Genomic DNA, 23,848 nt, shown 5'->3' with positions numbered 1-23,848 from the left:
CCATGGACTGATCCGCATCCAGCCCCCCCCTCCCGACAATCATCTTTACTTAATCCAACAGGACAGGAATTTTTGTTTTCAGATTGATTCTATCAGCAGGTTACAGACTGAAGGCACGCTGGGCTTGAGGGAAGGTCGCGTTCCTCCCCTGAGGATATAATAAGATAAAAGCCGCTCGTCTGTTGCTTTAAACAAAGGGTTCCTCCAGCGATAGCGCGTCTCAGTCCTGCCCGCGCAGGACGCTGATTTGATTGTTCCGAGCCTCCCGCCATTGCATGAAAATTTGTTATTCCCGTGTGTTACCGAAGCAGCACGGTTTGTTTTTTACTGCCTTAGTTGTTTTAAGCTTGGAATTGATTCAGTTTTATGATTATGTCTGTTCTATTTGACAAAAAATCGGGAAAGAATATATTGGCCAGCTGATATTAGCCATCAGTTCGTTCAATACAAAAGAGGTCTCGATCATAACTGCGGCCAGATCTTTCTATGTGTAGCCTCGGAGTCCCGCCCGTTGCCGGCATCCCCCGGATCGGGCTGGAGAAGCCGGCAATGGGCGGGACGGACTCCGCGACATTGTGGCCGTAGTTTATGATTAAGCCCACAAAAGATATAGTGACCATCTTGAATCCATGGTTGAAGAACGGATAAAAAAACAAGCTGAGTCAAACCGTTGGCGTCCTCAGAAAAACTCAGTCCGGAAAAATACAGGCCGAATTGATGGAATCGCAAAAGCAAATTTTCAATAATATTGATTTTCTTCCGGATGCCACCTTTGCAATTGACATCAATGGCCGGGTGATTGTCTGGAGCCGGGCGATTGAAGAAATGACCGGAATCAAAGCGGAGGCAATGCTCGGAAAGAATAACTATGAATACAGCATTCCCTTTCAAGGCCGCAGAACACCGATGGCCATTGATCTGATCCTAAATCCAGACCAAACCGTTGACGGCCGGTATACGGTGTTTCAGAAAATAAAAGGCTGCCTGATTGTAGAACTGTGGGTTTCACATCTGGGAGAAACACCGTGTTATTTGTGGGGTAAGGCAAGTCCGATATATGATACGAACGGACGCCGCATGGGTGCGATTTTGTCGATCCGGGATATCACGGAACAGAAAAAATCAGAAAAAGCCTTAAAGGAGAGCGAGGAAAAATTCAGGAGTATCTTTGCGCAGTCTCCGATTGGCATTGAATTTTATGATTCTGAGGGGCGGCTGATGGATGCCAATTCAGCGGGTATGGGAATTTTTGGCATAACGGATATCAGTGAAATCAATGCCCTGCCTATTTTTGAATATTTTAATTTTCCGACGCAGGCCAGGGAAAAAATGTTGAGGTATGAGCCCGTACGGTTTGAAATGGGTTATGACCATGATGAGGTTCGAAAAAATAATCGTTATCGGTCATCAAAATCCGGGAAGGTCGTTTTTGATGTGGTGGTCTCGCCAATTGTATTGGCTGAGGAGGATTCGTTTAAGGGATGGCTGGTATTATATCAGGATATAACCGAACGGAAACGGTCTGAGAGCCGTATTCAAAGCCTGACCCATCAGCTGTTAAAGGCAAGGGAGGCGGAAGGCCAGAGAATTTCAAGAGATTTGCATGACAGCGTGGCCCAGGATCTTTCGACACTGCGAATCGGATTGGAAACATTGTTTGATCATCAGGCCCGGGTCCCTTCGGATATTAAGCGACGGGTTTCAGAGTTGTCTGCAACACTTCAGAATACGATCAGGACGGTCAGGGATATATCTTATGATTTGCACCCGCCATATCTGGAAAACTTCGGGCTTGCCCAGGCGGTATGTCAATACGCAGGTGATTTTGAGGAAAAATCGCAACTGGAAGTGGAAGTCATTCAAGCCGGTCTGGATGGGCTGACGCTGGATTTTGACACGGAAATCAATCTGTATCGAATCGTTCAGGAGGCGTTGAACAATGTTTGGAAACATGCGAATGCCAGCAGGGTTATTATTAAACTGGTCGCCTCATATCCCAATATAATTCTGCGTGTTAAAGATGATGGCAATGGTTTTAAGGTCAAAGAGTATATGGAATTTTCTGCATCCGTAAAACCGATGGGACTGAGGAGTATGGAGCAGAGAGTCCGCCTGCTTGATGGGCAATATCGTATCATGTCCGAGCCTGCCAGGGGAACTGAAATTTTTGTAGAAGTGCCGTTCAAAGAGAAGCCGGAAAGTGGATAGACAGTCCTTTTTTTACGAAAAAGAAAACGAACCCAAAAAAATCATCCTCGCCACACCGCCCTTCGGGCTGACCTTCACTTCCCCGGATACAGGCGCGCTCCCTATGAAACTCGTTGTGCTCAGGCAGTCACCCCGACGGATCGCCTGTTTCGGTTGGTAAACGCTTTCTTCAAGCCGTTTTTTGAACGCACACGCTAATTGGAGAACTCGTCTGGGCAAATCAATCCCCCTGGGACTCGGTTTTTATGAAAACAGATGTTGCAAAATATGTCATACCTTGTTAATAAACATAAACATTATTAAAACCATATCTGCGATGGAGAAAAATTTATGTCAGGTTCCACTTTTGACCTGTTTATTCAACGTGTATTTGATGCAACCGGTATACGCTCTCAGAATGAACTGGCCTCGGTTCTGGGGGTTAACCGTTCCGCCATCACTCAGGCCAGAAAGAAAAATTCGGTGCCGGATAAATGGGTGCTGAAATTGTTCCGGAAATACGGATTGAATCCGGATTGGATTGAAAGTGGCCTGGGGGCATCATTTACAAATGCGGCGAAGGATTGCCATGATGATTTTATTTTTGTCCCCAAGGTGAAAGCCCGGCTTTGCGCCGGAGGTGGATCGTTTGAAGTTGGGGCTGGAATTGAGGGATATTATTCGTTTCAGTATCAGTGGCTGAAGCGGAAAGGCGCGTCTTCCCGGATGGTAATGATGGATATTACCGGAAACAGTATGGAACCGGAAATGAAAGACGGGGATACGGTTCTCATTGATCAGGATCAGAAAGATATCCTGGCCGGAGCCATATACGCGGTGGGTGTGGACGATACTATCATGATCAAACGGCTGGAAAAGCGGCCCCATAAACTTGTATTGCTCAGTGATAATGTGGATTATTCTCCGATTTATCTGGACATAAAGGAAATTGACAGTATTCGAATCATCGGAAAGGTGCTCTGGATCTGCAGGGAGGTGACGTAATGTCTGAACGGGAAGCCTGTCGGTTAAAAACAGCAATTACCGTGAGTCCTGGCAAATTTTCTTGCAGACCGCAGAGCCTCCGCGTTTCTTATACAGTCACTTAACGGCGATATTGTTCGACCACACTCCGGAACGATGGATGAAAATATGATCGAGCCCGGTTGGGGCTTAAGGCGTCGAATTCAGGTGGTATTTTTTTTGCCGCAATGTTTATTAATATAAACAAAAAAATATATAACTCAACAGATGCGATATGCCAGGAGGTATGATGAAACGAACGTACGTAAAGCATTTCATATTCGGGTTGGTGTGGGTGACTGGTTTGTTACTTGCCGGCAGTGACAGCGATTATATGCCGTGGGCCAATCTGACAGGCGTTGCTGCCTTTTTCGCGGCATCCTGGTTGATGAACGGCAGACAGTTGAGATCTGTTTTCGGAAAGCGATATCAGCCTTCAGTAAAAAGATCTGCAGCCTCGTATATGGTGCCATCCGTAAGTGCAACGTATGAGCATCACACTTGCAGGCCGGTCGGCTGATTCATAAATCTGCCAACGGGTTTCAGAAATTGGGTTTGATCATAACTGCGGCCATATTTTGCCGTGCGTAGCCTCTGAGTCCCGCCCGTTGCCGGCGTACGACATCCCCCGGATCGTGCTGGAGAAGCCGGCAACGGGCGGGACGGACCCCGTGACATTGTGGCCGCAGTTATGATCAAGCCCCAGAAATTTTTTCAAACGGCCGGGGATTTGAAAATCCCGTTGCTTTGCGTTTCTGCATTTATTAGAATCTTCTAAAGATATTTCTGCAAACGTTTCGGTAGGATATGGCGTCACCGTGCCGGGTCTTGGATTTTTGATTTTTTCGGGTGCGATGGGCTGAGCGGCTGGCATGTCTGTTCGACTTGAATCTGGAAAAATTAAAAATTTTCGATCGGGCACTATCAAACAAAAAGGAGCATTCCATGAAAAAGACATTTCTGGAAATTTGTTTTATGCTGGTAGTCGGTGTCGCCGCGTTTTCAGGCCTGACGGCTGCCCAGGTGAATCCACCCCCGGAAGAGGCGTCGACAATAACGCAGGATAATATTGAGAAAGGGCTGCAGTACTGTCCTAATTGCGGTTGTTGTTTCGGTCCATCCTGTGACTGGCGTATGGGTATGGGCAGGGGCAGGGGGATGAAAATGAGAGGGGGGATCAACTCCCGCGGGTGTGGGGACCAAATGATGGGACGCGGATATGGTAAACAGTGCCGCATGATGCGTCGCGGTTGGGGCCAGTGTCCGGAGTACGGTCCTCAATATCTCATGATTTCGAAACCACTGACAGAAAAAGAGGCAAAAACGATTTTAGAAAATTACCTGACGTCCACCCGGAATCCGAACTTGACACTGGGCAGGATTTTAGAGAAAGATACGTGCTTTGAAATCGAGATATTAACCAGAGACAACTCTCTGGTTGATAAAATGCTGCTGGATAAATCCAGTGGCTGGATGCAGTCGGTTTATTAAATGTGTTAAATGTAAACAATGAACGGTTCGTTTGGTGAATGGTATTCGGGACCCCTTTTTTCAGATGATTGATAAGGGATGGGGCAACGAATGGCTTTAAGGGCCCTTGTAAAAAAACTTCGCATTATAGGCGCTGATGCATTCTCTCCGGCCGCATTGCGTAACTACGGTCTATGTCTGGATTGTGCGCTTTCGTGACTCGCCGGACAGGCGATTCAACGCTTGTAATTGCTATTTTTTTTGTGCGAATTTCTACCGACGCTGACAGATTCAGGTTTGCCTTCAAGACCGGTCAGGGGGGTGCTTCATTAATGTAACCGCTGGCATAATGTTCGAGACGGGGCAAAAAACGCGGGGGTGTGCAGGACGTTTTATTCGCGTTCCAGTGCTGGTATCGGTTGAACAGCGTACCTGTTAAGGGGACTTTTAGAAAGCGAAATGAGTCGACAACAAAGAAAGGTGCCGGCATGATAGCGTATCAACTTTCAGTTAAAGCGAAAAACAGACCCGGGTTTCTGGCCGGGATTACCGATATTCTTTCTAACGACAGAATCAATATCAGAGCGATTACGATAACCAGTTTTACAGGTTATGGTATTATAAATCTTCTTGTCGATGAACCGGAACATGCGGAACGGATACTGAGAAAAGAAGGGTTTGAAGTAAATCTCAAGAAAGTTCTGGCCGTGTTGATCGATGACCGGCCCGGTGGCCTCAACAAGCTGCTGCAGCTGCTGGCAAAAGAAAATATTAATGTGGAGGATGCGTACGGTTTTGTTTTGGAAAGCCGGAAAAATGCCGTTTTTGTCATCGATGTTCATCAGTTTGATAACGCTACGGATATTATTGAAAAAGCAGGTTATAAGACATTGAATGCAGCGGCGTTAGCAGCAATGGAGCCCTTTCATTATTTGAAATATTAGTGCCTTATTCCTTAAACTTTGTAAAAAAATAAGAATTTTCCCGTTATAGTTACCGCCCGCTTCGCTTGAGACGCGGAGACCGCAGAGCCTCGAAACGGTGGTTTTGGCCTTTGCGATCCCTGTGCCTCGAGAGAGCGAAGTGAACGGGCGAGACTCCGCGGCCATGCTTCGGAACTATGGCCAAAATTATGATCGAGCCCGACATTTTGGTTAAAAATTTTGAAAAATACACAAATTATATTCAAAATTTATATGATTTTTTTTAAAATTGGGTAATTCAGAGAGAATATTTCAGCAAATCGATACCGTTTTATATTTTTTTTTGGCCGTTCATCATTGTTGGGTATTGACAAAAACTTCAAAATAACAGTAGGTTCATCCTAAAATATTGATATACTGAGTGTTCGTCTTCAAACCGGATTGTTTTTTCAACTACAAGGAAGGTGAAGGTTTTGACCTCTGAAATACAGGGGCGTATTTTGTGGATTAAAATCTTCGCTTACCGCAGGAATCGGAGGCAAATCGGCTGTGGATGGACACTACATAATTCAGTTGGAATCATGCCATCATGACAGGAGTAATGAATGACGCTTACAAAGGCTCATATCGTAGAATATGTCCAGGATCAGCTTGGATTTGCGAGAAATCAAAGTAGTGAAGTTCTTGAAATACTTTTGGAGATAATGAAGAAAACATTGGAATCCAATGAAGATATTCTAATCAGCGGGTTTGGTAAATTCTGTGTAAAATCCAAAAGTGAACGAAGAGGCCGGAATCCTGCGACCGGGCAGGATATGAAATTGTCCGGCAGACGGGTGGTTACGTTCAAGTGTTCCGGTCAGTTGAGGAAACGAATTAATCCGTAGGATGTTTATGGCCGTATATTTAGGAGGTGGACTGAACGTAAACGAATCCAAACGTGTTTTCTCATCTGCTTTCTTGCATTGTCAAAAGCAGATGATGACAAAGGATCCCCCGGACCATCGCACAAGGGATTATATTCTTGATGTCGGAAGGAACGTGACATGATTCTGCATGTCGACATGGATGCGTTCTATGCTTCTGTGGAGCAGCTGGATAACCCGCACCTCAAGGGCCGGTGTGTGATAGTGGGCGGGATGACAAATCGTGCGGTCGTAGCAACAGCCAGTTATGAAGCCCGGGTCTATGGGGTTCATTCTGCCATGCCCATGTTTGAGGCAAGGCGCCGCTGCCCCCGGGCTGTGATCGTGGCGCCGAGAATGAGGCGGTATAAAGCGGTGTCAGATAATATTATGGCTGCGCTTGAAGCGTTCAGCCCTTTGGTCGAACCGGTTTCAATTGATGAAGCCTATGTGGATATATCGGGTTGCGGAAGGCTCTACGGGCCTCCGGAGCATATCGGAAATGCCGTAAAGGAAAAAATTAAGGAAAAATTCAACCTGACATGTTCGGTGGGGATTGCGCCTAATAAATTTCTGGCAAAGATCGCTTCAGAGCTGAAAAAGCCTGATGGGCTGACCCTGATCACCCCGGAGAAAGCCATGGATTTTATTGATACCCTCCCTGTGGGGAAAGTCCCGGGCGTGGGCGCTGTCATGGCCCGTCTTCTTAAACGGATAGGAATCCGGACTCTCGGGGAGATTAACCGCTATCCGGAAAAAGTCCTTGCGGAAAATTTTGGCAAAGCCGGGCGGCGGTTGATCGAACTGTCAAAAGGCCTGGATCACTCACGCGTTGTTACCGAACGGCATCATAAATCCGTAAGCAGTGAAGATACCCTGGAAATTGATACCGGCGACCGTCAGTTGATAACTCAATATATATTGAGACAGGCTCAGACAGTAGCCGGTGATCTCAGAAAAACGGGAACCCGGGCAAACACGGTTACGATCAAGATTAAGTATTCGGATTTTAAACAGATTACGCGAAGCATAACCCTCTTAACCCCCACCCAGTCTTCGGAAATAATTTATCAGAGAGCTGTCGATCTGTTCAAAAAGATCAGCCTTCACCAGCGAGTCAGATTGGTCGGTGTCTGTGCCTCAAATCTTCTCCCTGAAACCATGCCGGTTCAAATGGCGTTGCTTTCTCAGAAACAAAATTCATTTTCATGGGAGAAGATAGACAAGGCGATTGATACCATATCTTTTCGGTTCGGGAAGGGTGCTGTCCAGCGGGCAAGCCAGATTGCCCCGCCGGAAGGCGTAAAGTTGAGTCAATAGCCGGCCGCTTGAGCCATCTGCTTCCAGTTTTTCCCCCTTCTTACTATTCTGGTGTCACCCCCTGGTTACTGATTCCCTTGACATAAAACCCCGGATTATCCAGAAAGCTTAAGAATATCACAATAAATGCAACCGATGCCTGCATCATGAGGGGTTTGTTCTGATATAGTTTAGCAATCTGCTGATTCCGCTGATCTTTGTCGATAATTCCAAAATAGTTATAAAATAATCCATCAAGCTGCTGGTGGGAATCCGGACGCGTTACCATGCAGCTTTTGCCGCTGTAGCAGTAGTCAAGGACTTCCAGAAGGATGGCACGCTGTTGTTTCACGTCTCTGTAATGATAATCTATCAGGTGGATTAAAATCCGCTGGGCTTCATTTAAACTGGCTTCCGCAATGGCATTGAACAGAATCTGGGGGGACTGCTTATCTTCGATGATCCGGGTTTTCCGAATCAGTGACAATAATACCGTATTTTTAAACAACTGATATAACCGTTTTGATCCGTTCAGATAAGAAGATGGCGGGTGGGACCTTTTGGGCATGTGCCCTTTGTAATTATTTTGAAACAGGATTTGAAAAAATGTTTCAAAAAAATTAATTTCTTCCAGTGGGTCATGAATGTCGATTCTCATATCCAGCGTATTATCCAGCCGGTCGGCCATTTTGATCTGTACTACCATGGGGTCATCTTTTGAGGAATCCAGTAATCTTCCGATATAACTGAAGTAGGATTCTTCATCCCGTTTGGTCAGACTGTCAAGGCGTTGTTTTAATTTTTGTGCTTTGATGGTGTCCATTCGATCATACAGGGCATGCATCTGAGCTTCCATCATGTTCCATCGGGAGGCCTCATAGTCACGGGAACGGATATCCTCCGGAACATCATGAAATAATAAACTTAATATATCCGTTAACGTGAGATTGTTGAAGGCGCGGCAGAACAGAGCCGTCGCTCTGAGTGGATGAAGGATTGCCATCGGCCCCAGTCTCCTGGATTTCTCGCTGTATGCGTTAAACAGATAATTCAACGCTTCCATGGCGAGGCCTTTTTGTTCCAGGTTCTGTTGCTCTTCCGGATGAAGAAGCTTATCGTCCATTATATAGGTCAGCACATTATACCGGTTTAACGAACTCGCGCTGAGATTATAGTTTAATACGGATGATATTTTTAAAAATTCCGTAAGGTTATATAGTGCCATTCTGTTTGTTCCTTTACTGATAGGGTAGCAATATTTTTTGTAAAAGTTGATGTTGATATTAGGGCGTAGGCAAGAATAAAAGGCACTGCCTTGAAGGCCATTAAGGCAAGCGAGTTTGCGAGACTCAGAAATCCTGCGAAATTTATTCTTGCCGAGGCCTTTATGCGATGACGGGAACAGGTTCATCCGGGTTGCCAGTGAATGTTGTTTAGCGGATAAGTAGCCCCTCGGGCAGGTTCCGGATTTAATAGGTTCGGAATATGATTTTCCACAACGCCTGCCCCTCTTTAAAGATCACTTCTTCCATACCGATTCTGTGAATATAAAATCCGTTGACTGCAGTACCTTCCCTGACAATATGACCATTGATGACGGCAATCCGTTGCCCGGGGTCTTCAGACCATGCAATGGCCTCAATTTTTATTCCCGTTTCTTCAGTTGATTTTTCGGCTATGATTTCAATGGGGTTTTTGCTTTTTTCGGCATTTGTGACAACGGTCCCCGGTGTGACAGCTGACTCGCTTTCAGGTGAAAAGCGGGGGGAGATATCCGGGATTGTATCATTGTTATCAGTCGGGGTAACTCTCTTCACCGGATCATATGAAGGGCTGCCGGAGATCGTTTCCGATACCTCTGTCTGTGGGTTTGGAACAGAGACCGATGAAACGCCTTCTGCTGCCTTCGAGGTTTCGGAAACGAGCGGTGAGAACGGTTGCCCGTTATTTTGAATCTGATGGGGCAGAGACGTTGCTTCCGTATGCGGCTTCGCTTTTTGGGGAGTCACTGTCGTGATGGTTGACGGCAAAAAGGCCGAAAGCGCTGTTTTTTTTTCATTCAGTATCGAGGCCTTTCTTATGCTGAACCATATCATCGCTGTCAGAATGATACCGCACAGCGCGATGATGGTGGTGGCCTTTAGCAGGTTCGAATGGCCGGTCCTGCTGCCGATGGCCTGCCGGGCATTGAAGTTCTTGAAAATATATGCCTTTTCGACCGGTTGCGGTGTCTCGTTTTCAAGTTTTTTTAAGGCCTTTAATATGGTACTCAACGGGGGTCCACTTTTTAAAAGGTTATGTTAAATCAACCATGAATTTTTAAAAAAAAAACTGTCTTTTTAGGGGGTACTGCCTATCGGGATATAAGATGCGGTATCGGCAACCCCGGTTTGTCATTATAGATTGCGATTTTCGTCAGCGGCCCTACAACACCGTCCACCTGAAGCCCGTGTTTCTGCTGAATAAATTGAACCGCGGAGCGGGTCTGGGCATCATAATGGGTGTTGAAGGGGAGATGACCGAACCCGATGTCTTTTAATAATAGTTTCAGTGTCAATATCGATTCTTCAGGGCAATTCATGGGAATTGTTCCGGTGCAGGCCGAAAAGTTTTTCCAAAGTATATAGCCTCCACCGGTCCAGATAGATGCCAGTTGATCTTTATCAACGATCAAGGGTTTTTGATCCTGTCCTGCCTGAATTTTTAGTTTCATACCATACCATTGAATCAATGTCAGGTAAATGGTCGCTTCCGTATCCGGAAGCTGGCATTTAAGGACCACCGGAAGATTCAAATGCCCGATCAGTGCGAGGCTGTTCTTTATCCGGGTGCAGGTCAATCCGTGTTGCTTTGCCAAAAAGTAAAAAAAATCATCATCATTCAGATTCACATCTTCAAGGTATGAGGATATGGTTCTGTCCGTAGCCCATTGACTGACTGCGGTTCGAAATGCCTCAACTCTTGAGGTGTTCGGATAGATACTGGCGAGATATCCGGACAGATCCCGTGTAACTCCGGAGGCGGGTACAGAATGTTGACCTTCGTCTTCCTTCAGGTTTATGGACGTAGACGAATCCGGTTTATCGGCCTGCAGCGGCCTTGGTTCCGGCTTGTATTCAAATTGGGTAGGGTTGACTGCGTCAAATGATACTGCTGCGGCGTGATGATCGTCTTTGGGTTGAACCGTGTCGGCCGGATTGCGGGCAGTTTCGCTGGTGGCCGGAGATCGCTGGTGTAAAAGGGAGAGTGCGTTTCTCACGTTTGTCCCGTATGACGTGACCAGCACCGTGATGATACCGGATACCAATAGCGCCGCCGCAAGAGTGATCAGTCCGGGGTAACGGGAAAACCTGTGACGCGCTCCTGACCTTAGTTCCGAGATGGCGGAGGCTGCGAGCCGGCCGGTGATCTGGTGTTCATTCCGGACATAAGCTGCCAGAAGCGCCCTGTCGCAGACGATATTGATGAGTCTGGGGATTCCGCCTGAGAAGTAAAAAATTTTTCGGCAGGCCGATGGTGAAAACCGTATATCCGGCTTTTGAGCGGCTATATGGAGGCGATGTTGTATATATGCCTTTGTCTCTTTGCGGGAAAGAGGCCTGAGATGGTATCGCAGGGTAATTCTCTGGGCGAGCTGCCTGAGATTCGGTGAATCGAGTTTTTTCCCTAGTTCCGGTTGGCCGACCAGGATAATTTGTATGAGCTTGGAAAGGGTGGTTTCGAGATTGGAAAGCAGCCTCAGCTGTTCAAGGACCTCTTCGGACAGGTTCTGGGCCTCATCGATCAGCAGGATGACTGTGCGGCCGGCAGCCTTTTTTTCCATGAGGAACTGGTTGAGTATGTCGATCAGATCTTTGGTATTTTCAGCATCGGATCGAATCCCAAGTTCATCATTTATGGCTTTGAGCAGTTGAAGCGAATCTAACCTGGGATTGAAAATATAGGCCACTTCCACGTTGTCGCCCAACGTTTCGAGGAAAACCCGGCAAAGTGTCGTTTTGCCTGTGCCGACCTCACCGGTAATTTCCACAAACCCATCGCTTTGAGAAACGGCATAGGTCAGGTGAGCCAATGCTTCTTCATGGCATCTGCTCAGGAACAGGTAGGACGGATTCGGGACCAGTTTAAATGGTTTTTCCTTGAATCCGAAAAACTGTTTATACATGTATGCAAGGTCTCCTTGGACAAGTTTTCGGATCGTTGAATGCTGTCAGAGGGCATACCGGATGGATCGATGATGAAATATGTCAATTTAATGAAAAATTGCTCTACGGTTTTGCCTTGCTTCCGATGATTACAGTTAGAGCATATTGGCTCATAGACTTCAAGCCCAATTGATAACGGTTGCGGGAAAATGCTGAAGGGCAGGGTCGGAGTGCTTGCCGTTACGCGTGGTTTGACAGAGTTTTGTAAAACTGGCTCTGAGGCCACCAGGCGCGCTGTGCGGCTCCTGAAAATGCTCACATATGCGTAATGCGCCTGTCGAATCGCTGCGCATTTTATCTGGTGATCCGATTTTTGGGTTTGATCATAACTGCGGCCACAATGTCACGGGGTCCGTCCCGCCCATTGCCGGCTTCTCCAGCACGATCCGGGGGATGCCGGCCCCATGAATCTAAAGCGCAAAAACTCGGCAAGCCTCAAACAGTTTGCGCTTCTTAACGCTTCATGGCCCCGACATCTTTTCCCCGGATCGCGCCATGCCGTACGCCGGCAATGGGCGGGACTTCAAGGCTACGCACAGCAAAATATGGCCGCAGTTATGATCAAGCCCCGATTTTTGTTTTTCAACAGCCGGTTGAAGCGGTCGGGTTTTACCCTGTTGTGTTGAATTTGAAATCAAGCCGACAATCTTTACAAAATAATTGCTGCATGATATATAATATTTAAATCATTTCAAAATTTCATCTTTACGAGACTCTGTTTTGAGGCGAAATGGCCGTTTTGTCCCGGATTGCATATGCTTTCGGGCGGTATACCCTTTTCCAACCCGGATGATGCGAAATAAAAGGATGTCGCGGATCCGGGCTTGATGCTGACACAGCTGAGTGAACATTCCGCAACCCCTCGACAGCACAGGATGTGCGATATTATCGGTTTTCCCGTACGGTAACCTTTCAGGGCGAGATATTCTTTTTATATCTGCAGGCGAAAGGAGGTAATTTTATGTCCGAACGAGATTTGGCAAGCTTCAGAGAGATATTGCTCAGACAACGCCGTGAAATTTTTGAACGGCTGCGTCAGTTCAAGTCCGACTGGAAAATGATCGGTGACCGGGAAATCGAGTTGGAAGAGGAGTCTCAGAAAAGGGATATTACGCTCCTGCATGATAAGCTCGATGCGTTTGGAACCGGGCAGCTGGAAGCGATAGATCTGGCGTTGTACAGAATAGAGACGGGAGATTACGGTAACTGCGAGAACTGCCGGAAGCCAATATCCTTAAAACGGCTTGAGGCACTTCCAGCAACTCGGTTGTGCCTGAAATGTGCGCGGCATTATGAAAAAAGGCAAAAAAAGCTTCCTGAAGCCGGGGAACAGATACGTCAGGCAGGGTTGCCGCCTGAGTTTAAAGATTTCAGTGATGAGGAATTGCGGGAGGTAATTCTGGAGCAGCTTAAATTCCATGGGCGAGTTGATCTGGATGAACTTGCGATATCATGTAAAAAAGGTGTTATATACCTGGAAGGCGCCGTTCCGAGCGAAAAAGAGCATCAGATCGTGTTGAGGGTGATCAGGGAGGTAATGGGGGTTCCTTCGATTATTGATTACCTCGATACAGATGAAGTGCTTTGGGAAAGAGAAAGATATGCCTCAGGGAGATCGGATTTTCCCGTAAGTGTGGATGTCGAAAACATCGCAGAGGATGTGTTCGAATCCCAGGAGGAGGAAACGCCTTACATGTTTCCTGGTCAGCCACCTCCAGAAGAAGAGTGACAAAATTATCTCAGTGGTGTAATATAAAGGCGGCTTTGATTTGCATATAATAAACACGTTAATTCTTTTGATGAACTACATGGAGAAGAAACGATGAAAATTCCTTTGCAGATTACATCTAGAAATTTTGAGCTGACTGATGCCATTGAAACCGCTATTCGCGAAAAAGCGTTAAAGCTGGATCAGATGTTTGACCAGATTATGCGCTGTGCAGTCGTAGTAGAAATTCCGCACCGGAATCAGCAAAAAGGCGTCCTGTATAATGTTCGGATCAACATAACCGTACCCGGAACGGAAATCGTTGTCAAAAGAGAGCCTCACGAGGATCTTTATGTTTCCATAAACAACGCATTTGATACGGCTCAGCGGCAGCTTCAGGATGCTATGAGCCGCAGGCGGGGAGATGTCAAATATCATGAGGAAGCTCCCCGGGCACGGATCGCAAAGTTGTTTGCTGATGAAGGGTATGGATTTATTGCCACTCCTGAAGGCAGGGAAATATATTTTCACAAAAACAGCCTGATCGGGCATGACTTTGAAGCGCTGCAGGTTGGCATGCCGGTACGATATATTGAGTCCGTGGGGGAAAAAGGACCTCAAGCCAGTACCGTCAAAGTCGACTGATATTAAAAAAGGGGGGATGAGGCCTTCAGCGGTACGTCCCCCTTTTGCTTTAGTTTTTGAATTCTTCGTTTCGTGTTTTTTATGGCAAAAAAAGCCTTTGATCTCAGGCGGTCAAAAAGAACACCGATTAATCAGATTCTGATCCGCAGATTACGCAGATTGTCGCAGACGTAATACCCCCTTTAATTGATCTGTGCCGAATTGGGTAATCTGCGGATTGTTTTTTTACGGCGTTTCACATGTCTCGAGTGGACGGGCGGAAAAATTCGGGCTTGATCATAACGGCGGCCACCATGTCACGGGGTCCGTCCCGCCCATTGCCGGCATCCCCCGGATCGCGCCATGTCGTACGCCGGCAACCGGCGGGACGCAGAGGCTACGCACAGCAAAATATGGCCGCAGTTATGATCAAGCCCGGAAATTCATTTTCCTGTTCCCTTAAATTTTTTCCCCTGAATCAGCGAACAATAAGAACAGGGCATGTCACCGAGTGCAATACCCGATGTGCCACGCTGCCTATTACCAGCCCCTTCAGATCTGACTGGCCCCGTGAACCCATGATGATCAGGTCACAATGTTCGATCTCGGAAACTTCAGCGATGGCTTTTCCCGCGGGTTCTTCAAGAATTCTTTCCGAAAACCGGAGATTATGTTCCAGGTAAAGCTGGCGGAAGGGTTCCAGCATTTCATTTGATTTTTCCAGAATGGCAATTACAGCCTTCTGGTAATAGGGTTCTCCCAGAATTACCGGAAAGGGCTTGTGGCAGTGAACCAGGATGATCTCCGCATCAACTATCCCGGCGAGTGCCGCTGCATATCTGGCAGCTCGCATGGAATGATCGGAGCCGTCTACCGGGGTTAAAATTTTGTTTAATCGGATCATTGTTCCACCTTGTGTATATCAGGCAACTGACAGGATGCATCGGTCTGAAATTCTTCAGTTCCACGTTTAAAAATACATCGTCTTTTCTGGTACCGTCAAGCTGAATGAGGGCAGTGCCTGCCAAACGCCTCAGTCAGCGGTTATTCCGGAAGGCTGTGGTAATTGGCTGCTATTGCGGATAAGGTTTGAATATGGATAACAATATCAATCGGATTGGACTTTTTTTATGTATCTTATCCTTCGAATGGCTTATGATAACCGAAATTGAGGGTTAAGCCTCACCCCTTCGACACCATGATCCGGGAGCTTGAGAGAGAATTCTGACATGAATAATGATTTTTACTATGCCATATTGGGACTTGATCAGGATGCATCGATTGAGGATGCCAAGCAGGCATACAAAAGTATGGTAAAATCCTGGCATCCGGATCAGTTCGTAAATGACCCGGATTTGAAAAAAAATGCCGAGGAAAAATTAAAAGATATCAATATTGCCTATCATGCCATTCAACAAGCTATCAATGCCCGGAAGTCTGAAATATCGTCAAACCTGAACGGGGGACATTTTCAAAGCGAATTTTTACCATTTCGCGAAAAACGGCAACCCGGCCATTTTATCAAGCACCTGTTTTCTTTTTTGATCAACGTTCTGGATCGGATATTTGCTTCACGGGAAATGGGAAAAAAGGCACGGCTGTCAACCGGTCCGGGGAAAAAACGGAGTTGTAACACCCGACAAAATTCCGGTCACCGCGACTCGATGCGTCAATTCGATGATCGCGGATTCAGGGAAATCCTGAAAGGGAAACTGCAGTCGGGAACCGGCCGGTACGGTGAACTCCGATCCGGTCAACCAAATTTTCAGACGGGTAGGCCGCCGGGTATGAGATCGTTGCGGAAGCACCGATATGTCAGAACCCGCACCGGTATCGTCGATTCAGAACCCGTCAGCCCCGTCAGCCCTGTCGGTCGGGTCAAGGGGATCGGCAAGTACCGATAACCTTGTCGTGCAGGCGCTCTCGCAATTCAGGGAATGACTTCAAATTCAACGCGGTTTAAGACACGACCGGTTTCATCAGTGATTTCTACCGACCAGAATCCGGTATAATCCGGTCTGCGAAGCGTAATACAGCTCCATGTTCTCGTTCTGGAATATCTGACGGCTAACGGCACATCACAGTACTTTGTCCCATTTCGGTAATAAATGTGGGTCAGCGTACGGGGAATATTTTTGGAATTCACTTCCATCCAGACACAAGCTTTGCGGTCTTTTTTAATGGAAAACGTGTGCTTTTCCCCGATGAACTGATGGTCTCTGATTGCGTTGCAGACGACGGTCCGGGTGATTTTTAAACTGTTTGCGGAAGATTGCGCTAAAGGCTCTGATATCCGGGAGCCGGCTGCAACCGGACGGCTGATCTGAGCCGGGTCAGTCCGGTTGCTTGGAATTGAAGGCGGCTCTGAGCTGAAAGTGCCTGTTTTTACAGCATCGCCAGACCGGCAGACCGGTATTGTCGCAGTGGCCGTTTCTGATATGGGTTCCTGATAAAGTTTATCCGGGGTTTTTTCATTGCCGTCTGAATTCTCCGGGGTCGATACCCATTGTCCGTTATCGTTAAACGCCATAGAGGGATAGAACAGATATCCGGAATATATCAACAGCACCATAAGGCACAGGACCAGAACTGTCGGCCTGATTCGCCACATATGCCGGTGTCGTCTGGAAAGAGATTGCCTGCCCTTTACTTTCAGCAACAGCTGAGCATCTTTTTCCTCTATTGAAAAATTATCCATACAGGCCCTTAACGTGTCTTTGGCAGATTCCGGCAGAGGGATATCAGGCCAGGGCTGTCTTGTTCAGTGGCAGATAGGCGGCAGCCGAAAAGAAAAAAACTTCATGCCGTAATATCCTGAAGGCGGATATCAGCAGAACTTCTCACGACCGAAGACTCACGACTCACGACTGATAAGCCTATATGGCTTTGATGAACGGGCCATGATCTTTAACATATTCGGTAATTACCGGAAAACCGTTTTTTATTAACGATGATATCGCTTTTTCGTCATCTTCAGCCGGGACCCTCATGACTAACTGGTACACGTCGGGGTAGTTTTTTTCAGGCCAGCTGACCAGACTCAGGATATTAATTCCCTGCTCTTTGAGAATCCTTGCCACTTCAGCTATGGATCCGATCCGGTCTTTAACCAGTACAATAAACCGTTTGCTGTCTGTTCCAATGCCAAGAGCTTCCAGCAGCACTTCTAAAACGTTAGTCGTGGTGATAATGCCGACAAGCTTTTTGTCGTGATCGATAACCGGCAGAGAGCCGATTCGATTCTCCTGCATGATCAGGGCGGCCCGTTCAATGGTCGTGTCCGGGGTGACCGTGATGATTTTTTTAACCATGATCATATCTACGGTGATTTTGTCAAGAAGGTAGCTCAGTTCATGTGTGCTCAATGTGGTGGCGGGCGACGCCCAGCTTTGTTTCAAGTCTCTGTCCGAGACAAGGCCGACCAGACCTTTTGACTTGTCGACAACCAGCAAATGATCTATGCGTTTGTCCTTGATGATTTCCCTTGCATCACCCAGCGGGGTGTTTGGCGGCACCGTAACAAGATCGGTATGCATTACTCGGCCAACGTACATGACATCATCTCCTTTTATAGACTGAAAACAACTTTGGTGATAAATCTGTTGAATACGTTCTGAAAATGTAGGGGTAATTCAAATTTCAAGTTTGACGGTGCTGCAAAAATTCATATGCGTTGTGCTTCATGCCGTGTTCACTGCAGCGTACACAAGCATGCCTCTTCCCTGGAAATTCTCGACGCCTTTAACTTGACAGGATAAGAATTTCCTGCTTTTCGACTAATTTTATCCGCAGGTTACAGATTGAGGGACGCTGTGCTTGAGGGACGTGAGCTTCGCTCCATTAAGGATATTATAAGATAAAAGTATTTTGCATTTTGTTCCAAACGAAGTGCTCCTCCAGCGATAGCGCTCCTCAGGCCAACCGCAGGACGCTGATTTAAATTTTTTTCTTTCCAGACTTGATTTTGATTTCATGATGGCTCATGTGTCCAAAACAATACGGCTTGTCGTTTTTAAATGATTACCTTTGTAACTTATTAAGTAAAGTACGGCATTGTGTCAAGTAAAACTCATCGAAATATGGGGAGGGCGTCAAAAAAAGAAAATATTTTCGATTTAATCCCTCCCGCTTGTTAAAAACGAAGACCTTCCAATTTACAAAAAACGCTCCCTCCCAAAATGGATGTTTACTGAAATTCTTAATCCTTGATTTTTTAAAATTTGTCTGTAAATATAACCTGATTTATAATTGATCTGGAGCACGTCAATCCGGGTAAAATTCACAGGCCGGGTGAGCTTTGCAGGCCGTACATGAATTCGGATCACATTAGGCTCCGTTACAACAGCCAGAAAGGAATTACCATCCCATGACATATAAATGCCGATCTTACTGTGGAGAACTGCGTCTGTCCGATACCGGCCGTCAGATCCATCTGAGCGGATGGGTGGATGCGTTCAGAAACCACGGCGAAGTCCTTTTTATTCATTTACGGGACAGAAGCGGCATTGTGCAGATCGTTTTCAGTCCCGGCCATACTTCCGCTCAGTTGTGCAGGGATGCGGCCACACTGCGAAATGAATTCTGCATTGCCGTCACCGGCCAGGTGATCAATCGTGAACCCGGCACTGAAAACCCCAATATCAAAACCGGAGACATCGAAATTGTCGTTTCTGATTTTACCCTGTTAAACCCATCCAAAGCACTTCCTTTTCCCATATCGGAAAAGGCCATGATTTCCGGCTCGAGCGCATGCAGCATGGAATCGGTTTCAGAGGACTTAAGGCTCACGTACCGGTATCTGGACCTGAGACGACCGTCCATGCAGGATAATTTTTTCAAACGGCACCAGATTAACAGATGCATCCGGACGTTTCTGGATGAAAGCGGCTTTATTGAAATTGAAACACCGATGCTGACCAAAACGACCCCGGAAGGGGCTCGCGATTACCTGGTGCCCAGCAGGGTTCACCCCGGGCAGTTCTACGCCCTGCCACAGTCGCCTCAAATGTTCAAACAGCTTTTGATGGTCAGCGGATTTGAGCGATATTACCAGATTACACGCTGTTTTCGCGACGAAGATCTTCGTCCGAACCGCCAGCCGGAATTCACCCAGATGGATGTGGAAGCCTCTTTCATTGATGAAACATTTATCTATGAACAGTTTGAAGAGCTTGCCGTCCGCATGTTTGAGATCGGCGGCATTACGCTTCCCAGACCCTTTCCGCGAATGACATGGCAGGAAGCCATGGACAGCACCGGATCGGACCGGCCGGATCTTCGCTTCGGATTGAAATTTGTGGACGCAACCGATATTTTTACGAATACAGAATATGGTATTTTCAAGACTATTGTGCAGCGGGGCGGTTGCATCAAAGGCATCAATGCAAAGGGGCAATCCGATAATTTAAGCAAAAACGTGCTGCAAAATGAGTATGCCAAACAGATTGTGCCGGGCTTTGGGGCAAAGGGCATGACCTGGATGCGGGTAGTGGACAACAGCCTGGAATCCAATATCGTGCAGTTTTTCAGCGAAGAGGAACGCCGGGGAATTATGGACCGGTTCGATGCTGAAAACGGAGATGTCATTTTAATATTGGCAGACACCTCTTACGAAGTGGTCACCTCCGCGCTGGGCCTTCTTCGCCTTCATCTGGCAGACCGGCTGGCGCTTATTCCGAAAAACCGGTATTGTCCGGTATGGGTAACCGATTTTCCACTCTTCGGGTTGAGTGACGGACAAATTACATCCAATCACCATCCGTTTACGGCACCGGATCGAACCGATTTCAATCCCGAAAATCGGGATGAACTTTTAACGCTTCAATCCCGTACATACGATTTAGTAATGAACGGGGAAGAACTCGGCGGTGGAAGTATTCGAATCAACAACCGGGATCTTCAGCATAAAATTTTTCAGGCACTCGGTCTTACCGAAGCAGAAATAGAAAAAAAATTCGGCTTCTTCCTCCGGGCATTTGAATATGGCGCACCGCCTCATGGGGGTATCGCACTGGGTCTGGACCGTGTCACCGCCATGATTATCGGAACCGAATCTATCCGGGAAGTCATCGCATTTCCGAAAAACCGAAGCGCTTACTGCCCATTGACACAGGCGCCCTCGACAGTGGATCGGGAACAGCTTGCCGAGCTGGGATTGCTTAATCTGCAAAAAAAATACCTCAAATCCGCATAACTTGAGGGTATCGGCCGAATTTTTGAATCGGGTTTTCCTGCCGTTGACGATCAGGTAAACCCGATTCAATCCGCTTATTTCTTTTCTCACGCCTTTTTCACGATCTCTTGATGCCCCTTCGAACCCAGTTGGTGTCATCGATGATGTCTTCAAGCTTTTCATTGATTGATACGATCGTATCTGAGATAATCGACCTGTCTGGTAACATGGGTTTGTCCACGATATCCATTTAACTCATTTCTGACACAACAGACCATGTTGATGGGTTGTAAGTGTATTTTGATCTGGATTTAACACAGCTCCGGAGGCGGATATGAAGACACTGGTTCGATTCAGCACCGGGATGACAGGCTTGGACGAAATTATCGATTTTCTTCGTATCGGCGATAATGTTGTCTGGCAGGTCGCCGATATAAAAGATTACAAATATGTAGTTGATTTTTTTGTCAAACGCGCACTGGAAGATCACCGGAAAGTCATATATATCCGTTTTGCCGATCACAGCCCGCTTCTATCGCCTCAGGACAATGTGACGACCTACTTTCTGGATGCCCAGAATGGGTTTGAATCGTTTTCCACCCAGGCGTACCATATTATCACTCAGGAAGGGGAACAGGTGTTTTATGTTTTCGACTGTCTGTCCGACCTGTTGCTATCGTGGGCAAACGATCTGATGATCGGCAATTTTTTTATGATCATGTGCCCCTACCTTTTTGAACTCAATACCATAGCCTATTTTTCAATCATCAGGAACCGGCACTCATTCAAAACCGTTGCCCGGATCAGAGAAACCACTCAGGTTTTCATTGATATATATCATTATAATCAAAAATTTCATGTTCATCCGTTAAAAGTCTGGCAGCGTTATTCATCCGTGATGTTTCTGCCGAGCATCAAAGACGGGGACCGGTTCATCCCGATTACCAGCAGTGTTGAAACGGTCCGGCTGTTTTCTGATATGGCGGCCGCCAATTTAAAGCTTTCAAAACGGCACCTGGATTACTGGGACCGGCTCTTTCTGAAGGTGGAAGACCTGCTGACATCACCCGGAGAAGCGGAAGAAATACAGAAAATGATCGACCTGATCTGCCGTATCATGATCAGCCGGGAACCCGGAATGCTTGAGCTGGCCAGAACCCTCTTTACTCTCGAGGATCTGTTGGCCATTAAAAACCGTCTCATCGGGTCAGGATTTATCGGAGGAAAAACAGCCGGAATGCTGGTCGCCCGGAAAATTCTGCTCACTGATCCGGACATGAATTTTCAGCACTTTCTGGAACCTCACGATTCATTTTACGTCGGCGCGGATGTGTTCTACAGCTATCTGGTCCAAAACGGCTGGTGGAAACTGAGAATGCAGCAGAAAACGGACAAAGGATATTTCAAGGCAGGCGCTATTCTGAAAAAACAGATGAAGGACGGTGAATTTCCGAATGAAATCAAAGATCAATTCTGGAGGATTCTGGAATATTTCGGTCAATCACCCATCATTGTCAGATCCAGCAGCCTGCTGGAAGATTCATTCGGTAATGCGTTCGCGGGTAAATATGAAAGCCTGTTCTGCGTCAACCAGCGAAATCCGGAACAGCGCTATGCCGATTTTGAAGACTGCGTCCGCAGAATTTATGCCAGCACGATGAATGAAGACGCCCTGACCTATCGCCTTGAAAGAGGCCTTGAAAAATCCGATGAGCAAATGGCATTGCTGGTTCAACGGGTATCCGGCACTCATCGGCAGGACTATTTTTTCCCGGATGCTGCCGGAGTCGGCATTTCTTATAATCCCTTTGCCTGGAAAAAAGACATGGAACCTGAAGCCGGCATGCTCAGGCTGGTACTAGGGCTTGGCACGCGCGCGGTAAACCGTGTCGAAGGTGACTATCCAAGGCTGGTAGCATTAGACGAGCCGCTGCGCCGGCCCCTGGCCGGCATGGACGACATGAGAAAGTTCTGCCAGCGTGAAGTCGATGTGCTTAACCTGAAAGAGAATGCATTTCAAACCCTGTCGCTGTTTAAACTCATGTCGGATACTCCGGAACTGCAAATGGCGTATATGGGAATCCGGGATTATGAAACCGACAGGGCAATAAAAAAACTGGGCATCAAAGATCAAAAGGCATGGATTATCAATTTTGACGGACTCCTGTCTCAAACCCCCTTTGCTCATGTCATGCGAAGGATGCTTAAAAAACTGGAAGCCGTCTACAATTACCCGGTAGATACGGAGTTTACCCTGAATTTTACTTCCGATGGAAAATTCAAGCTCAACCTTCTTCAGTGCAGACCGTTTCAAGGACTTGGTTCCGTGCAGGAAATGAAATTTCCGGAACATATCCCGACAGCGGACATTTTACTGGAAATGAACGGCAACTTTCTGGGGGGAAGCATTTCCAGGAATATCAAACAGATTATCATGGTGGACCCGACAGGCTATGTGGATCTGTCCATGAATCAAAAGTATGATATTGCGCGTCTGATCGGGCGGCTGAATCGTCAAATCAAGGATAAAGACCAGTGCCCGGTGATGCTGCTCGGTCCCGGACGATGGGGAACGACGACGCCGTCATTAGGCGTACCGGTCAGTTTTTCCGATATTAATCATATGACTGTCCTCGGAGAAATTGCATATGCCGACGGCAATTTAATGCCTGAACTTTCTTTCGGGACTCATTTTTTCCAGGATCTTGTAGAAACACGCATATTTTACATCGCCATTTTTCCGGAAAACAAGGATGTACGGTTCAATTCACCTCAGCTGTCCAGTCTCCCGAATATGCTTGAAAATAAAGTGCCTTCCCAGAGTCATTACGGCAGCATTGTGAAAGTCTATGACGTTGATGCACTGAACCTTAAATTTACAGCAGATTTGATATCCCAGCATGTCATGTGCTATTATGACCACAGCTGATTCGGAAGCTCTGATCAACAAGATGGTCTGTAACCGCTATTATAAATGCTACACGTTCGTATTGATCTCGGGCAGACAGCTTATAAACTATAATTATAATTAGCTGATTTTACAGGTTTGGCTCATGTTTTTGTAAATAAAACGCTCATATTTATTTGGCTTTATATACAATTTTGTGGTATTGCAGAAAATATTTTTTACCGTCTGCAAATATTTAAAATTTATCACGTTTGGGATGACTCGACTGATCCCGGAGCCTGTTTCATGTCTGCTTGGGAAAAGGATAAATTTTTATATTTAATGTCCATCCAGAAACGGGATAATTGATTTTAATTTAAAGCAAGTCGAAGTTTTTAACGGTAGAAATACATGGGGTATTTTGAGGATTAAAATCTGAGACTGA

At 46.7% G+C, this 23,848-nt stretch carries 17 protein-coding genes; 11 read left to right on the top strand and 6 right to left on the bottom strand.

Annotated elements, in window-relative coordinates; all coding sequences use genetic code 11:
- Positions 1 to 717 precede the first annotated feature (717 nt).
- The 6 genes from PHQ97_03050 to dinB all read left to right on the top strand — a co-directional run bounded on the left by PHQ97_03050 (position 718) and on the right by dinB (position 7,828).
- On the top strand, positions 718 to 2,208 hold the full coding sequence (locus PHQ97_03050) for a PAS domain S-box protein (GenBank protein ID MDD4391711.1): 1,491 nt from the start codon (positions 718 to 720) through the stop codon (positions 2,206 to 2,208).
- A gap of 330 nt (positions 2,209 to 2,538) precedes the next feature.
- Positions 2,539 to 3,192: a S24 family peptidase gene (locus tag PHQ97_03045; GenBank protein MDD4391710.1), complete on the top strand. Its 654-nt coding sequence runs from the start codon at positions 2,539 to 2,541 to the stop codon at positions 3,190 to 3,192.
- A gap of 963 nt (positions 3,193 to 4,155) precedes the next feature.
- Positions 4,156 to 4,701 (top strand): hypothetical protein, encoded by a 546-nt coding sequence (locus tag PHQ97_03040; GenBank protein ID MDD4391709.1) that lies wholly within the window; start codon positions 4,156 to 4,158, stop codon positions 4,699 to 4,701.
- Positions 4,702 to 5,168: 467 nt separating this feature from the next.
- On the top strand, positions 5,169 to 5,624 hold the full coding sequence (locus PHQ97_03035) for an ACT domain-containing protein (protein MDD4391708.1): 456 nt from the start codon (positions 5,169 to 5,171) through the stop codon (positions 5,622 to 5,624).
- Positions 5,625 to 6,208: 584 nt separating this feature from the next.
- A complete protein-coding gene (locus PHQ97_03030) occupies positions 6,209 to 6,490 on the top strand; it encodes an integration host factor subunit alpha (GenBank protein ID MDD4391707.1) in 282 nt (93 codons plus the stop codon).
- A 159-nt stretch (positions 6,491 to 6,649) separates the two neighbouring features.
- On the top strand, positions 6,650 to 7,828 hold the full coding sequence (gene dinB, locus PHQ97_03025; GenBank protein ID MDD4391706.1) for a DNA polymerase IV: 1,179 nt from the start codon (positions 6,650 to 6,652) through the stop codon (positions 7,826 to 7,828).
- A 43-nt stretch (positions 7,829 to 7,871) separates the two neighbouring features.
- Here dinB and PHQ97_03020 read toward each other — a convergent pair whose 3' ends face one another.
- The 3 genes from PHQ97_03020 to PHQ97_03010 all read right to left on the bottom strand — a co-directional run bounded on the left by PHQ97_03020 (position 7,872) and on the right by PHQ97_03010 (position 11,972).
- Complete coding sequence (locus tag PHQ97_03020; GenBank protein ID MDD4391705.1) at positions 7,872 to 9,032, bottom strand: hypothetical protein; 1,161 nt, start codon at positions 9,030 to 9,032, stop codon at positions 7,872 to 7,874.
- 244 nt (positions 9,033 to 9,276) lie between these two features.
- Entirely contained in the window at positions 9,277 to 10,080 is an 804-nt protein-coding gene (locus tag PHQ97_03015) for a hypothetical protein (protein ID MDD4391704.1), read from the bottom strand.
- 80 nt (positions 10,081 to 10,160) lie between these two features.
- Positions 10,161 to 11,972: an AAA family ATPase gene (locus PHQ97_03010; protein MDD4391703.1), complete on the bottom strand. Its 1,812-nt coding sequence runs from the start codon at positions 11,970 to 11,972 to the stop codon at positions 10,161 to 10,163.
- Between the two features lie 1,001 nt (positions 11,973 to 12,973).
- Here PHQ97_03010 and PHQ97_03005 point away from each other — a divergent pair.
- Positions 12,974 to 13,741 (top strand): TraR/DksA C4-type zinc finger protein, encoded by a 768-nt coding sequence (locus PHQ97_03005; GenBank protein ID MDD4391702.1) that lies wholly within the window; start codon positions 12,974 to 12,976, stop codon positions 13,739 to 13,741.
- A 93-nt stretch (positions 13,742 to 13,834) separates the two neighbouring features.
- A complete protein-coding gene (raiA, locus tag PHQ97_03000; protein ID MDD4391701.1) occupies positions 13,835 to 14,365 on the top strand; it encodes a ribosome-associated translation inhibitor RaiA in 531 nt (176 codons plus the stop codon).
- A gap of 457 nt (positions 14,366 to 14,822) precedes the next feature.
- On the opposite strand, the gene PHQ97_02995 is transcribed toward raiA, so the two are convergent.
- Positions 14,823 to 15,248, bottom strand: coding sequence for a universal stress protein (locus PHQ97_02995; GenBank protein MDD4391700.1), 426 nt, complete (start codon positions 15,246 to 15,248; stop codon positions 14,823 to 14,825).
- Positions 15,249 to 15,573: 325 nt separating this feature from the next.
- Here PHQ97_02995 and PHQ97_02990 point away from each other — a divergent pair, with 325 nt between their 5' ends.
- Entirely contained in the window at positions 15,574 to 16,248 is a 675-nt protein-coding gene (locus PHQ97_02990; protein MDD4391699.1) for a DnaJ domain-containing protein, read from the top strand.
- Between the two features lie 26 nt (positions 16,249 to 16,274).
- Here PHQ97_02990 and PHQ97_02985 read toward each other — a convergent pair whose 3' ends face one another.
- Both PHQ97_02985 and PHQ97_02980 read right to left on the bottom strand, forming a co-directional pair.
- Positions 16,275 to 17,042, bottom strand: coding sequence for a DUF2914 domain-containing protein (locus tag PHQ97_02985; GenBank protein MDD4391698.1), 768 nt, complete (start codon positions 17,040 to 17,042; stop codon positions 16,275 to 16,277).
- 178 nt (positions 17,043 to 17,220) lie between these two features.
- Complete coding sequence (locus tag PHQ97_02980) at positions 17,221 to 17,898, bottom strand: CBS and ACT domain-containing protein (protein ID MDD4391697.1); 678 nt, start codon at positions 17,896 to 17,898, stop codon at positions 17,221 to 17,223.
- Positions 17,899 to 18,710: 812 nt separating this feature from the next.
- Here PHQ97_02980 and aspS point away from each other — a divergent pair.
- A complete protein-coding gene (gene aspS, locus PHQ97_02975; GenBank protein MDD4391696.1) occupies positions 18,711 to 20,537 on the top strand; it encodes an aspartate--tRNA ligase in 1,827 nt (608 codons plus the stop codon).
- Between the two features lie 313 nt (positions 20,538 to 20,850).
- A complete protein-coding gene (locus PHQ97_02970) occupies positions 20,851 to 23,445 on the top strand; it encodes a PEP/pyruvate-binding domain-containing protein (GenBank protein MDD4391695.1) in 2,595 nt (864 codons plus the stop codon).
- Positions 23,446 to 23,848: the final 403 nt, after the last annotated feature.

Source organism: Desulfobacterales bacterium, assembly GCA_028704555.1.
Lineage (GTDB): Bacteria > Desulfobacterota > Desulfobacteria > Desulfobacterales > JAQWFD01 > JAQWFD01.
The sequence above is the reverse complement of the archived record's forward strand: the minus strand, read 5'-3'. Positions and strand labels throughout refer to the sequence as shown.